This window comes from Soonwooa sp., from assembly GCF_030151385.1.
Lineage (GTDB): Bacteria > Bacteroidota > Bacteroidia > Flavobacteriales > Weeksellaceae > Soonwooa.
In genome coordinates, this window is the sequence record NZ_JASLDS010000045.1 from 98194 (window position 1) to 111169 (window position 12976).

Sequence of the window (12976 nt, forward strand, 5' to 3'; positions counted from 1 at the left end):
CTAACTTAAGGTGATCTAGACTTTCATTTATTTTGTTTTTTTGATAGGCAATATTGAAGCTCAGCCTCAAATCACTTGCGGAGCACATCAAATAAAAATTACAGGATTTGACAAAGCGGGAAGTATTTCTTGTCCAAGTGCGCCAGGCGGAACTTGTACAGATGTAACTATTCTTACAGGAACGTATGAATTCGACTTCACAATTAACAAACCAGTTTATGCGATTTCATCTATTAATGGATCATTGGCAGGAACAAACTTTAGTGGATCAATAACATTGAATAATACAACAGCATTTGCAACTTCAGGAGATATTAAAGTTAATTTCTATTGTAGAGATGCAGCAGGAAATCCAACGAATACCTTGTTTGGAACGGCTACAATTTCTGCAGTAGCAGCAAATTCTACATCAACGCAGAATTATTCGTTCACACCAATTGCAGGGGCAAGCTGTGCAACAGGAATGTATTATGCTATTATTGAGCAATCAAACAATTGTATTTGTTCAAGTTCTAATGGTTCAAATGTTCTAACAAGTTGCTATAAACCAGGAGTTTTAACAGGTACAACATCTCCAACCAACCATGGTATTACTGCTTTAGGAAGAGCTGGTTCTACAAATGGAAATTGGCCAATGGTAAGAAACGGCGCATGGACAGTTCTAGAAGCTAAAACCAAAGGTTTTGTGGTGAACAGAGTAGCATTTACATCCGCTGGAAATCCGGTAGGTATCGCGACGGCTAACTTCGTAGAAGGAATGATGGTATATGATACTACGAACAATTGCTTGAAAATTTATAACGGAACAATTTGGAGTTGTTACACCACTCCTGCTTGTCCAGATTAATCAAAAAATATTAAAGAACATTATGAAGAAACTATTCATATCCTTATTTAGTCTTGTTGTAACCTGTGCCTTTGCACAGGTGGCAATAGGCAAGACTAGCATTAGCAATTCATCCGTTTCTCTAGAGTTTTATGATGGTGCAGATAATGTAAAAGCGATGGTGTTGCCGTGGGTTACGAAACAAGCTGACGTTGCCGGTGCTGTAGATGGAACAATCATCTATGATAGCGATGATAAAAAAGTGAAATACCGAAGATCAGGAAATTGGTTCGACTTATCGGTAAATACAGACGGAGCTGTTGATACATCGCTTCAGAACGGCTTAACAGAAAGAGCAAGTGCGAAAACTCAAATCGGAGGAAATCCAACAACGGATACTACGCCAGGTATTTTGGTTCTTGCTGATACCGACAAGGCAATGGTTTTGCCAAAGGTAGCAAGCCCTCATCTTACCATTGTTAAACCAGAACCCGGAACGATTGTTTATGATACGGTAACCAAACAACTTTGCGTGTACAATGGTACAGTTTGGAGTTTTTGGAAACCATAATTTTGAAATTTAATATCTAATGAAACAGGCTCTGAGTTTTCGGAGCCTGTTTTTTGTCTTATTGATATGAAGTACGAGATATTGTTAATACCTTTAAATAAAAAAAACTCATTTATATATCTAAAGCACACAAATTCATTTTTAGCAGTTGGTTTAAGTATTAACTAAAACTTATAACCCGATAAAAATTATCAAAACTGCGATCGAAAATGTTTGTTGCAAGCCAATTTCACTGCTGTAATATTAGGCTTAGAGGACTTAACACTATAACCACATCGATGAAAACAAAATACTTACATGATTTCAAAAGAATTCAACTCCATTTCGTTTAAAAAAGTGTTTAGTAGCAGATCTAAAATTAGATAAAGTACCCAAAAAAAAGCAAACAGAGAAGCCAGTCCTATTGTATTTAAAGTTTTCAAAAAAAGACATCTTCGCATTTATTGAAATTAATATAAAAGTTTCTTTAAATTATACTCTATTAAAGATCGTATTGAAATATTAAATAAAAATAAGGTGAATGCAAATGCCAATTTCGAAATCGTAGATCGATAAAAAGGCAACGAAAAAGACTACATAGCAATGCTAAAACCCTGCAGAGATAGAGTCACAAAAACAGCGACAAAACAAAAAAGACTGATAATCGATGATTATCAGTCTTCTTATGTACCCCAGACGGTAGGCAAACCCACCAATCTTAAAACATTATTATCTTTACTATTAATCGGCTTTAATGCCCTATTCACAGCATTTTAAGAATAAAGAAAAATAAAGCCAAATAAAAATAAATAAACTTTTTTTCGGGACATATTCGGGATTTAATTAATTTAGCATAAATATTTGTAGTCAATGAAAGTGCTATTTTTTATCAAAAAACGAAAAAATCCATATTCAAAAATTTATGTCAGACTTTGGGAGAGTAAAAAGTATGATTTTACAACCTCGACAGGTTTGCAAATTAAATTTGATTATTGGGATAACAGAAACGAGAAAGTAAAAAACAAAGTCGAAGCATTAGACAAAGATTTTATAAACTCGAAACTTTTGGAATTGAAAAAAAATGTTATCGAAAATTTTAATCTTGACTACAATAGCGAAAAATCAATTTCAAATGATTGGTTAAAAACCAAAGTCGATAAATTTTTTAACCGTGTGGACGAAAGTAAGCCCGAATTAACATATTTCATTGATTGGATTAAGGTATTTATCGAAACCGCTCCAAAAAGATTATACAAAGGCAAACCGATAAGCCAAAGCACTCTAAAAAAGTACACCACTACATTAAACACCCTAACCCAATATGAAACCGACAGGGGAAAGCGTTTGAGGTTTGAGGATATTACAATGACTTTTTACTTTGACTTTGTGGACTTTTGCAGAAATACCCTAAAACATAGTACCAATACAATCGGAACCTATATCAAAAAAATAAAATTCTTTTGTGGTCAAATTGATTTGGAGGGTTTACCAATATCAAACCATTACAAAAACAGCGAGTTTATGAGTATTGGGGAATCCGCAGAGGATATTTATTTGACCACCGCCGAAATTCAAAAAATATTCAATTATGACTTTAGCGGAACCCCGTATCTGGACAATGCAAGGGACTTGTTTGTAATTGGGTTAAATACAGGGCTTAGGGTGTCGGATTTTATGCGTTTGGACTTATCGCATATCAAAGCCGATACGATACGCATAAAGGCACAGAAAACGGGCAAAATTGCCGAAATACCTATTAACGAACAAATCGAACGTACATTGATTAAAAACGGCGGAAAATTGCCGCGTTCGATTAGTGAGCAAAAGTTTAATGAATACCTAAAGGAAATCGGCGAAAAGGTCGGATTTACGGAAATGGTACACGGGGCGAAAATGGATTGCATCAATGAGGACGAAGCCAAAGCCAAAGGCGTTAAAAAACTATTTCGCAAAGTATCGGGAACGTTCCCAAAATATGAGTTGATGACCTCGCATATTTGCCGCCGTTCGTTTGCGACGAATTTGTACGGGCAAATACCAACCCCTGTAATTATGGCAATAACGGGACACGCAACCGAAACGCAATTTTTGACCTACATAAAGAAAACGGCGGCGGAAAACGCTGATGTATTGCGGAACTTTTACAAAAGGAAAGCGGCGGAAAATGGACTGGAGTTTAATTTAAAAGTAATTTAATCAAATGGAAAGCGAATATTTTTTGACGGATAAAAACGGGCAGCGGATTGATAACCTACAAAAGTATTATGATGAAAACCCCGAAATACTCAAAAAACACATTGAACGATTGAATGAGAATAATAATTGGGAACCGTCTGAAAGTTTGTTTAATCCCGAAAAAGTTAAATTATTAATTGAAATTCACGACGTGGGAGTATTTCGCAAAGCGTGCGAAAAATTTTATTTGGATTGGCTAAACGAAATAAACACCCGTTCCGCAAACGAAAATTTTCTTTTGGAGCAAAAGGAAAAGGCGCAGGATTTTATTGATGAATCAAAAATTGAAATTGCATACCGCCCCGACAATGTAGTAATTATGGAAAACGGCAATTATTTAATTGCTACAATGGAATCCTTACAAAATAAAACAAACCGCTTTTTAAGCCGTTTAGAGCGTGAAAGAGCCAAAGGTAACCCAACGGGAGGGCGCACTAAAAAAAGCGGCGAAAATCGCATTTTGGCATACAATAACAATATTGAAAATGCTTTGAAAAAAATTGAATTGATTTTGAAAGATGTAAATACTTTGCTTTTTGAAAATTCCACTTCCGACCAATGGAAACAAATATTAAACTTGGAAACGCTTACAACGCCAATTATTGTTAAAAATGGAATTGCGTTAAATGGATTATCAAAATTTTTTGAAGCATTAAGTATAATTGGTGTTTTTGAAAAGCAATGGCAAACAAAATTGAGTTTACTAAATGCCTTTAAACATAATACCGAATATGTTACAGCCGACCAATTTAAAAGGGCTTTGAATGACGGGAAAAGTAACGGAACAAAGATTGACAGGGATTTGGAAATAATATTTATAGGGTTTAAAAATGGAAGTGATATTGATAAAGAATTGAATGAGTTATTAAGCCGCCCGCCTAAACATAAGTTTTAGTTAAAAAAATCTTTTTACCCAACCCAACCCAACATTTTAAATAATGTTGGGTTATTTTATTGTATATCAGTGTTTTAAATGTTTTGTTCAATTTACTTTTGCCTTATTGTTTTTGACAAAGTGATAACAAATAAAATTTTAAATAAATGAATACAGTAAAAATTGAGGTAAATGGCGTAAACATTGCCGACCTCGCGGAAAAATTGGACAATCTCACAAGCGTATTAAGCGGGCAAAGCCGCCCCGAACCACAAGCCGCAAACGACGACAAATTAATTACGCGAAGTGAAGCCGCGCAAATGTTAGGCGTTACCCTACCGACGATTTACGATTGGACAAAAAAGGGGATTATTTCCGCGTATCGTATCGGGAACCGCGTACGGTATAAGCACGCCGAAATATTGACAACCGTAACCAATAACAAAACCCATTATTAAGGGCTAAAAGTACCCAAATGATTGATTGGTTTAAAATTGAATTGATGAACCGACCCGCAGACGAATTAAGAGCGAAATTTGACTTTATTAAGCCCGTGAATATGAAAACGGGCGAAATATTGGGAACCTATGAAATTGCGTATTTGCGTATTCACGATGTCTCCGATTGTTCAATATCGGTTAAAATATTCCGTTCGGGGCGCGTATGGGTGCAGGGTAGCATTCATAAGTTTTGGCACGGTCAAAATCATTCAATTTTTACCATTGAGGAAATGCGAAACGCCTTTGAGTATTTGTTTGAAAAGTTGGGAGCCGACCCAAACGAGGCGAAAATACTTCAGATTGAATACGGTTTGAATGTTTGCCCGCCCTTTGACCCCGATTTGTTTATAAATCGCCTTATTTGTTTCAAATACAAACCTTTTGAGGGTATGGGTAATTACGAAAAAATCGGAAAGGTATGTTATCAAAAAGAATATGATTTGAAAATGTACAACAAAGGCAAACAGTATAGTTTGAAAAGCAATGTTTTGAGGATTGAAAAGAAAATAAAAGACAGCCAACACCTTAAAAAACTCAGAATTGGTACAATTGGCGACATTACGACGGCGAACGCGGCGGAAATGATAAAAGACCTTAACAGCGTTTTTGATGAGGTTTTATTTGATGATAAAAGTATCGACGAAACAAAGTTAACCACCCGTCAAAAATTGGCACTTTCCAAATATCGAAATAAGGATTTTTGGAATGAGTTAAGCAGGTCAAATAAATTAAACACCAAAAAGAAATTTACAAACCTCATCACAAAATACGGTGGCGAAAATTTCCAAAATACGGTAAAAATATTGTCGGAAAACTCACTAAAAAATATCGTTCAAAGAGTTGACGTTTTGGACGATAATAAAAATAACGAAGAGTTGACGTTTTGGAACTTCAAATATGGTTCGGAAACGTCAATCTTTAACACAAATAAATATTAACCTAAAATCACTAAAAAAATGAGTACAAAAACAACGATTGTCTTGGACAATGAAGCCGCCGAAAATGTGCGGGAAATTATGCGCGCAGAAATTAAACGCCAATTTGGGGGAATGGTTCCGAAAAAAGTAAATGAACTATTTGAAAATACCCTGCGTTTGTTTCCCGATATTGAACTGACCAAAGCACAAAGCGGCGCATACCTCGAACCCGAAACGGTATTATTGACGAGTTCCGCCCGCAATAGTTCCTGCGGTAACGTTTGGCAACTTATCGAAAGTTACAAGGCGGAATATTATTCGGGCGCGGTCGGGGAACCCGCAACCCCGTTGGAGTTGAAAGTTTGGAATATGTCGGAGGATGAATATTTGGAAGCGGTTACGAATCGAAATTTACCACTTGAACAACGTAAAAAATTAGCGGACGCGTGGGAAAAAAGACCCGACGAGGAAAAGGAATTAATCCAAACGATGTTAAACAAGGATTTGACCGTCGAAGAAAGATTAAACGCCGTTTACAAGTTTGAGGACGAAGTAAATCCACAGGCGGCAAAGGATGCCGAAAACGAACTAAAAACGAAGTTGGCGGACGAATCCGTTAACCTGTTGGATAAAATCGACGATTTATTGACCAAATAAAGGGAAATGAACCACAAACGTAAAATATTTATATCAGAATACTCACGAAGCGGAAACGCAACGGAAGCGGCTAAAAAGGCGGGTTATTCCGACCGTAGCGCGTATAGTACAGGGCAAAGATTGTTGAAAAATGCTGAAATCGTCAAAGAAATTAGTAAAATACAAAATGAAGCTCTCGAAAATGCGGAAATGAGCGTTATAGAAGTTGTAAACCTCGTTAAAGGAATTGCCACAAGCGGCAAAAGCGAAACGGTACGTTTGCGCGCAATGGATATGTTATTGAAATATTTGGGAGCGTATAACGACGATATGAAGTTAATACTAAAAATGAACGATATTGAAATCGGGAAATTGGCGGATAAGGTAATCGACAAACTTAACAACGGAAACGATGAATAAAAGGGAATTTATCAAAGCAATATTGCGAGGCGACAAAGACGAGGCGTTGGAAATCCAAAGTAAAATTATCGGCAGTTCAATGGATAATTATTTGATTGTGGTTTACAATGGTTCGCCAATTTCGGGAGACCTCACACCCGACGAAATAAAAAAGCGGGATGAGTTTATGAAAAAGACCGAACGGGAAAACCCGAATAAGGAAATAAAGTATATCGGATATGAGAAACTAAAACCGATTTGATATTGAGCCAAAAGCGTAAAAACTAAACTATTTGACCATTGCAAAGGTTATTTTTTGACCGTCCTTTTTCACATAAAAGGGGCGGTTTTTTATTTCCATATTAATTCACTCAAAAACATTAAATTTGACACAATATTTTAACGTAAACAAGGCGTAAGCTATTATATTGGTTCAAGAAAACCGCGAATTTTCTCAAACATCCATTTATGATAGACTTATGCCCGTGCCTTATACGGCGCGGGCTGAGTCATTTTGGATGTTGGGTTCTTCGCGGTACCTCTTGACCTTATGGCTTCAGTTCCGCGCTCTTTTTATATATTAATATCCTCTTTGGGGCTGGCAGGATTAAAAACATTTCAAAAATGAAAAAAACATTTTTATTCTTTATCCTTTTCCTATTCGGACAAATTTTCGCCCAAAGTAATATCGATGGAATCGGTATTTTTAAAATCAACAAAACCAAAGTCGCAATTATTGATAGTCTTAAAAATGAAGATTATACATTACAGGTTTGCGATGTTCCACAAACTTGTAATTTTAGTAGCTACGCCTCCACATCATCCAAAAAAATTTTTGAACTCAAAAAACAAGATAAAATAGTTAGTAATTATCCATTAATTGACAATGCACAGGTATTTATATTAAGTAAATACGATGTGGCAGATTTTACAATTAAACAAGTGAGATTGAAATTTTATAACGGAGTTCTTTATGAGATATATACAGATAATATTCTCCCATTGACGGATAAATTAAAATTAAAATATCAAAGTGTACCAAAGGTGGATGAAAAGGAAATCAAATGTTCCACGGTGTATGGCGAAATCAAACGAACAGAGGGGTCGTATATAACGGCTTTTCGGGATGATAATATTAACGCATATACTATTATGTATAAATTTCACGATAGTAAATGTAAAGCCAATATACTTTCATTTTTTAGTATTTATGATAAAAAAACGAGTGAGGAGGTTCGTGTAAAAAGTGAAGTGATTGAGAAAGAAATCAAACAAAAACAAGATGTAAAGACGGCAGAAACTTTGAAAGGTCTTTAAGTTTACGGTTTTCCGTAAAAATATATCCTGCCAAATGTTTTAATTTGTAAAAATTATATTCAATTGAAAAATAAACTATGAAAACAAAAATTTATTTTATTGCAACTTTGATGGGTGTGTGTACTTCATCTTTTGCGCAAAAACTATCTGAAATTGATACGCTTCAATACTCAAAAATGATTAGTAAAGAGGAGGGTAAAAACTTCAAAACAGGAATGGATATAAAACATTATATCGCATCCGACAAAAACACTTACAAAGTAGGCGACACACTAATATTAGGCGCGCCTACAGGCGAGGGACATTCTGCGTTTAGTAAGAAAAGGCATTTTGAGTACTTGTTTTACGGAAAACCTGCGGGAGTATTGTTGAAAGGTATGCGTTACATTGAGGAACAATACAAAGACTACAAGATAACGATTGAAAAAATCCAATTCAACAAAGGAAGTATGGGACTTGAAAATTATGTTTTCTTCTATGTCAAACCTTTACCAAATACCGATTTTACAGTTTTGGATAATTACATAACTGTTACGATGGTTGATAATGCAATTACAAAAGGCGAAATTAAACCGTTACATAATACGAGACCATTAACTCGCGAGGAGGCTGTGGAATTATTGAAAAAGAAAAAAGAGGAGTTGGATTTGGAAATTATTAACAAAGAGGAATTTGATAAATTCAAAGAGGAATTAACACCAATTATTAAAGGGGGCAAATAAATTCAGAAATATAACTTGTAAAAGTCCGACTGATGAGGTCGGATTTTTATTTCCAAATTGAAATTTAGGAACATTTTCGGGACAAACGCTCCATTAAAAAGAATAAACCGCTGAAAATCAAACGATTAACAGCGGCTTAATGTACCCCAGACGGGACTTGAACCCGTACGCCAAAAGAGGCACAGGATTTTAAGTCCTGCGTGTCTACCAGTTCCACCACCAGGGCATGGTGTGAGCGAAAAACGGGATTCGAACCCGCGACCCCAACCTTGGCAAGGTTGTGCTCTACCAGCTGAGCTATTTTCGCATAGTGCGGATGAAGGGACTCGAACCCCCACGCCGTGAAGCACCAGATCCTAAGTCTGGCGTGGCTACCAATTACACCACATCCGCTTTATTTAAAGAACTTCTTACCTGTTGTTTTGTGGTTGCAAATATAGAACCTTTTTACTTTACCAACCAAATATTTTTTAAAACTTTTTTATATTTTTTTTCCACCTCTTTTTTAGACCCAAAAATTTTTAATCTATTTTCGTTTTTATTACCTTTACCCACATAAATTTATTTTAACATGGAGTTACAAGGCACGATTAAAAAGCTTTCTGATTTACAGACATTTGCAAGTGGTTTTCAGAAAAAAGAAATGGTATTATTAACTGAGGAGCAGTATCCACAGCCAATTAACATCGAATTTCTTTCTGAAAAAGTAGATTTGCTTAATGCCTACAATGTTGGTGACAAAGTGAAAGTTTCTATCAACATTCGTGGTCGTGAGTGGACTTCACCACAAGGAGAGGTTAAATATTTTAACTCTATCAATGGTTGGAGACTCGAGAAAATGGAAGAAGGAAGTGCTAACGAACCAACTGCCGCATCTGGTGCGCCAAGTAGCACTGCGCAAAACACAAATGTTTTCGAAGATGAAGAAGATGATCTTCCTTTCTAAACCATAAGAAAACAATAAAAATAAATCCTGCTTATTAGTGGGATTTTTTTATCCCAATGATCAGACTAGACCCCAACGATATAACATTTCCGGATCCTATGATGTACGATCCCGACCAAGGCATTATGGCGATTGGCGGCGATCTACGTCCAGAACGATTGTGTTTCGCTTACGAATTGGGAATTTTTCCTTGGTACAATGAAGACACAGATATATTATGGTGGTGTCCAGATCCGAGATTTGTTTTGTTTCCTAAAGAAGTAAAAATTTCGAAGTCGATGTCAAAGATCCTGAACCGAAATGTTTTTAGTTTTAGCGAAAATAAAAACTTCGAAGCGGTCATTAGAGCTTGCCAAACGACTTACAGACCAGACCAAGATGGCACTTGGCTCAATGATAGTCTTTTGAATTCTCTTGTTGAACTCCACAAAAAAGGCATCGCCCACAGCATTGAAGTTTGGCAAAACGAAGAATTGGTTGGTGGATTTTATGGCATTAAAATCGGTCGTGTCTTTTGCGGCGAAAGTATGTTCTCGAAAGTTAGCAACGCTTCCAAGGCTGGTTTTATTAATTTTTGCCAGTCCCATACGGAAGATTTTGATGTTATCGATTGCCAAGTTCACAGCGAACATCTGGAAAGTTTGGGAGCCAAAATGATTTCAAAAAGAGAGTATTTAACAATTCTATACCAATCGTCAAATGTCTAACGAAAAGCTAAAATGGATTCTCCTCATTGTTTTGTCACTAATTTGGGGATCTTCATTTATTTTAATAAAAAAATCTCTAATCTACTTTACACCTTATCAAGTTGGCGGCTTGCGCGTTTTGATTTCAGGTTTAGTTTTGCTACCATTAGCGATTAAAGAAATCAAAAAATTTCCAAAAGAACACCTGAAATGGTTAATCTTGGCAGCTTTATGCGGCAACTTTTTCCCGATGTTTCTATTTCCCTTGGCGGAAGAACATGTAAGTAGTAGTATTGCAGGAATCATCAACTCTATGATGCCTATTTTCGTGATTATTATCGGCAGTTTGGCTTGGGGAATTGCAACAACCAAAACACAACTTTACGGAATCCTGATAAGCTTTACAGGCGCATGCATCTTAGCGTTTGGAAATTTAAACTTTGGCGAATTTAAGCTCTACCCTATCCTTTTGCTTCTTTTAGCAACATTGATGTATGCTGTGAGCACAACTACTGTAAAAGCAAAACTTCATCATATCGAACCCAAAATACTTTCGGCATTTGTATTTTCGATTGTATTGTTACTGCCGTCATTTTTAACTTTAATCTTCTCTGGTTTTTTCACAAAACTAAATTCTGGTGCTGAAATCCCTTGGAGCGGTTTTTTGTACGTTGGAACTCTTTCGATTTTCGGAACTGGATTAGCGATGATGATTAACTATAAACTCTTACATATTTCAAATCCGTTATTCGCATCAACCACAACATTAATAATGCCAATTGTGGCGGTTATTTGGGGTTTACTAGATGGCGAGCGTTTGACTTGGATACAATATGGTGGCGCGGTATTAATATTAGCAGGTTTAATATTTTTACGAAGCAAACCCACAAAAAAAATCATCTCGGATTGAGATGATTTTTTGTTTCGAATAAGATTTTATTGCTAAAACTAAGTCTTAGTTTTATTTCTTTTTGGTTTTCACTTTTTTAACCGCTTCTTTTATGAATGGATATTTTTGTCCCATATCTTCAGAGATTTCAGGATCCATTTCTAAAGCTTGTTTCAGTGCTTCATTGCCTTCTTTAACCAAATTAAGATGGAAATAGCAATTGCTTTTTTGATAATGCAATTCTGCGCGGTTATGCAACTGAATTGCTTTTTCTAAAACTGCTAAAGCATCTTCGTACTCGCCAATCAACATCAAAACTTCAGAATACGCATACCAATTATAAAATCTAGATGGTTCTACAGAAATCAACTTTTTAAAACAAGCCAAACTCTCTTCAAACTTACCAGATTCAATATAAAGGAAAGCCAAACGTTTTTGATATTCGATGTTATTCTCGTTTAATAAAACACTTTCTTTAGCAAAGTGCAAAGCTTCTTTTAACTTGCCCATATCCTCGTAGATATATGACTGCTCCATCATCGACAAATAAAACTGTGGATCTTCTATCAATGATTTTTGAAAATAAGCCAAAGCCTGAATCGGCATTTTGTTTTCTTTGTAACAAAGTCCAATTTTATAAAATGTGAAAGCCTTCGTATACTCCAGTTCCAACATTTCTTCATAAACTTCGATTGCGCGTGCCCAATCTCCCAAAGCCTCATAACAAGCGGCTTTGTTAGCATAGACACCAACCGAATTTGGATTAATCGCTAAAAGATAATCAAAACCTTTGATGGCTTCTAGGTAATTCTTTTTGTTAAAATGCAATTGCCCATACTCAAACCAAGCCATTTCCGAAAACGGATACTTGTCCAAATATTGGTTGATAAACCCTAAAGCTTCTTGGAAGCGATTAAGCTTCGTATAGCAAGCCATCGCATTTTCCAAAGAATATTCGTCTTGAGGATCGTATTGCAAAGCTTTAGAATAATGTTTCAAAGCATTGAAAGGATCATCTAGATTAACATATTCGTCAGCGATAAAGTTGTGCAAGAAGTTTTCTTCTTCTTCCAACTCCAAAGCTTTTTCGCAATATTCTATAGAGCGTTTTGGATTCCCAAGATTAGAATAATATTTAGCACAACATACCAAAAAGTCTGTCATTTCCATACAAGATGGCTTTAACTCGTCGATAAGTTCTTTAGCCTTTGTATAACGCTCTAACTCAAGGAAAACCTCTAGTTGTTTTGTTTTTAATTCGATTGAAGTTGGATGGAGTTTCAACGCATATTTTGTTGCCAATTCTGCATAAGAAATGTCGCCAAGTTCCAAATAATAAATAATGATATCCTCGTATTCTTCGGTGTCGAAGTAAAGTTCTTCATTATTTTCAATCATGTCTTCGAACTTTCTAGCAAGTTCGTTTTCAAAAAATTCTTCCAATATATTTATAAACGTACTATCGAACTGAGAAAAAAG

15 protein-coding genes and 3 tRNA genes are annotated in these 12976 nt (G+C 35.8%); 14 read left to right on the forward strand and 4 right to left on the reverse strand.

Annotated elements, in window-relative coordinates:
- The first annotated feature begins 40 nt into the window (after positions 1-40).
- The 11 genes from Q1V95_RS08030 (at position 41) to Q1V95_RS08080 (ending at position 8976) form a co-directional block, all read left to right on the forward strand.
- Positions 41-847 carry a hypothetical protein gene (locus tag Q1V95_RS08030; RefSeq protein WP_300672520.1) on the forward strand — a complete coding sequence of 269 codons (807 nt, stop codon included), beginning with the start codon at positions 41-43 and terminating at the stop codon, positions 845-847.
- A 22-nt stretch (positions 848-869) separates the two neighbouring features.
- Positions 870-1397, forward strand: a complete 528-nt coding sequence (locus Q1V95_RS08035) for a hypothetical protein (RefSeq protein ID WP_300672522.1) — start codon at positions 870-872, stop codon at positions 1395-1397.
- Positions 1398-2246: 849 nt separating this feature from the next.
- Positions 2247-3572, forward strand: coding sequence for a tyrosine-type recombinase/integrase (locus Q1V95_RS08040; protein WP_300672524.1), 1326 nt, complete (start codon positions 2247-2249; stop codon positions 3570-3572).
- 4 nt (positions 3573-3576) lie between these two features.
- Positions 3577-4506: a hypothetical protein gene (locus tag Q1V95_RS08045; RefSeq protein WP_300672526.1), complete on the forward strand. Its 930-nt coding sequence runs from the start codon at positions 3577-3579 to the stop codon at positions 4504-4506.
- 146 nt (positions 4507-4652) lie between these two features.
- Positions 4653-4943, forward strand: coding sequence for a helix-turn-helix domain-containing protein (locus tag Q1V95_RS08050; RefSeq protein ID WP_300672528.1), 291 nt, complete (start codon positions 4653-4655; stop codon positions 4941-4943).
- A 17-nt stretch (positions 4944-4960) separates the two neighbouring features.
- A complete protein-coding gene (locus Q1V95_RS08055; RefSeq protein ID WP_300672530.1) occupies positions 4961-5923 on the forward strand; it encodes a hypothetical protein in 963 nt (320 codons plus the stop codon).
- Positions 5924-5941: 18 nt separating this feature from the next.
- Positions 5942-6559 carry a hypothetical protein gene (locus Q1V95_RS08060; protein WP_300672532.1) on the forward strand — a complete coding sequence of 206 codons (618 nt, stop codon included), beginning with the start codon at positions 5942-5944 and terminating at the stop codon, positions 6557-6559.
- 6 nt (positions 6560-6565) lie between these two features.
- The gene (locus Q1V95_RS08065) at positions 6566-6958 is read left to right on the forward strand and encodes a terminase small subunit (RefSeq protein WP_300672533.1); all 393 of its coding nucleotides are present in this window, start codon (positions 6566-6568) and stop codon (positions 6956-6958) included.
- Positions 6951-7199 carry a hypothetical protein gene (locus Q1V95_RS08070; protein ID WP_300672535.1) on the forward strand — a complete coding sequence of 83 codons (249 nt, stop codon included), beginning with the start codon at positions 6951-6953 and terminating at the stop codon, positions 7197-7199. Before Q1V95_RS08065 ends, Q1V95_RS08070 begins: the two co-directional genes overlap by 8 nt.
- Positions 7200-7561: 362 nt before the next feature.
- A complete protein-coding gene (locus Q1V95_RS08075) occupies positions 7562-8254 on the forward strand; it encodes a hypothetical protein (protein WP_300672537.1) in 693 nt (230 codons plus the stop codon).
- Positions 8255-8331: 77 nt separating this feature from the next.
- Complete coding sequence (locus Q1V95_RS08080; protein WP_300672539.1) at positions 8332-8976, forward strand: hypothetical protein; 645 nt, start codon at positions 8332-8334, stop codon at positions 8974-8976.
- Between the two features lie 142 nt (positions 8977-9118).
- On the opposite strand, the gene Q1V95_RS08085 is transcribed toward Q1V95_RS08080, so the two are convergent.
- The 3 genes from Q1V95_RS08085 to Q1V95_RS08095 all read right to left on the reverse strand — a co-directional run bounded on the left by Q1V95_RS08085 (position 9119) and on the right by Q1V95_RS08095 (position 9369).
- A tRNA-Leu gene (locus tag Q1V95_RS08085) sits at positions 9119-9202 on the reverse strand.
- Between the two features lie 8 nt (positions 9203-9210).
- Positions 9211-9283: transfer RNA gene (locus tag Q1V95_RS08090), tRNA-Gly, on the reverse strand.
- 4 nt (positions 9284-9287) lie between these two features.
- Positions 9288-9369 (reverse strand) — tRNA-Leu (locus Q1V95_RS08095).
- Positions 9370-9547: 178 nt separating this feature from the next.
- On the opposite strand from Q1V95_RS08095, the gene Q1V95_RS08100 reads away from it, so the two are divergent.
- From Q1V95_RS08100 to Q1V95_RS08110, 3 genes are read left to right on the forward strand one after another with little or no spacing between them, the layout of a single operon-like run.
- A complete protein-coding gene (locus Q1V95_RS08100) occupies positions 9548-9922 on the forward strand; it encodes a DUF3127 domain-containing protein (protein ID WP_300672541.1) in 375 nt (124 codons plus the stop codon).
- A 56-nt stretch (positions 9923-9978) separates the two neighbouring features.
- Positions 9979-10629: a leucyl/phenylalanyl-tRNA--protein transferase gene (aat, locus tag Q1V95_RS08105; RefSeq protein WP_300672543.1), complete on the forward strand. Its 651-nt coding sequence runs from the start codon at positions 9979-9981 to the stop codon at positions 10627-10629.
- Positions 10622-11518 carry a DMT family transporter gene (locus Q1V95_RS08110; RefSeq protein WP_300672545.1) on the forward strand — a complete coding sequence of 299 codons (897 nt, stop codon included), beginning with the start codon at positions 10622-10624 and terminating at the stop codon, positions 11516-11518. Before aat ends, Q1V95_RS08110 begins: the two co-directional genes overlap by 8 nt.
- Before the next feature lie 51 nt (positions 11519-11569).
- On the opposite strand, the gene Q1V95_RS08115 is transcribed toward Q1V95_RS08110, so the two are convergent.
- Positions 11570-12940, reverse strand: a complete 1371-nt coding sequence (locus Q1V95_RS08115; protein ID WP_300672547.1) for a tetratricopeptide repeat protein — start codon at positions 12938-12940, stop codon at positions 11570-11572.
- Positions 12941-12976: the final 36 nt, after the last annotated feature.

Excerpts from the sequence above, each read along its gene's own strand:
- Q1V95_RS08110 (WP_300672545.1), top strand. The coding sequence starts at position 10,622 with ATGTCTAACGAAAAGCTAAAATGGATTCTCCTCATTGTTTTGTCACTA.
- Q1V95_RS08075 (WP_300672537.1), top strand. The coding sequence starts at position 7,562 with ATGAAAAAAACATTTTTATTCTTTATCCTTTTCCTATTCGGACAAATT.
- Q1V95_RS08035 (WP_300672522.1), top strand. The coding sequence starts at position 870 with ATGAAGAAACTATTCATATCCTTATTTAGTCTTGTTGTAACCTGTGCC.
- Q1V95_RS08040 (WP_300672524.1), top strand. The coding sequence starts at position 2,247 with ATGAAAGTGCTATTTTTTATCAAAAAACGAAAAAATCCATATTCAAAA.
- Q1V95_RS08050 (WP_300672528.1), top strand. The coding sequence starts at position 4,653 with ATGAATACAGTAAAAATTGAGGTAAATGGCGTAAACATTGCCGACCTC.
- aat (WP_300672543.1), top strand. The coding sequence starts at position 9,979 with ATGATCAGACTAGACCCCAACGATATAACATTTCCGGATCCTATGATG.
- Q1V95_RS08080 (WP_300672539.1), top strand. The coding sequence starts at position 8,332 with ATGAAAACAAAAATTTATTTTATTGCAACTTTGATGGGTGTGTGTACT.
- Q1V95_RS08070 (WP_300672535.1), top strand. The coding sequence starts at position 6,951 with ATGAATAAAAGGGAATTTATCAAAGCAATATTGCGAGGCGACAAAGAC.
- Q1V95_RS08100 (WP_300672541.1), top strand. The coding sequence starts at position 9,548 with ATGGAGTTACAAGGCACGATTAAAAAGCTTTCTGATTTACAGACATTT.
- Q1V95_RS08060 (WP_300672532.1), top strand. The coding sequence starts at position 5,942 with ATGAGTACAAAAACAACGATTGTCTTGGACAATGAAGCCGCCGAAAAT.
- Q1V95_RS08045 (WP_300672526.1), top strand. The coding sequence starts at position 3,577 with ATGGAAAGCGAATATTTTTTGACGGATAAAAACGGGCAGCGGATTGAT.
- Q1V95_RS08065 (WP_300672533.1), top strand. The coding sequence starts at position 6,566 with ATGAACCACAAACGTAAAATATTTATATCAGAATACTCACGAAGCGGA.
- Q1V95_RS08055 (WP_300672530.1), top strand. The coding sequence starts at position 4,961 with ATGATTGATTGGTTTAAAATTGAATTGATGAACCGACCCGCAGACGAA.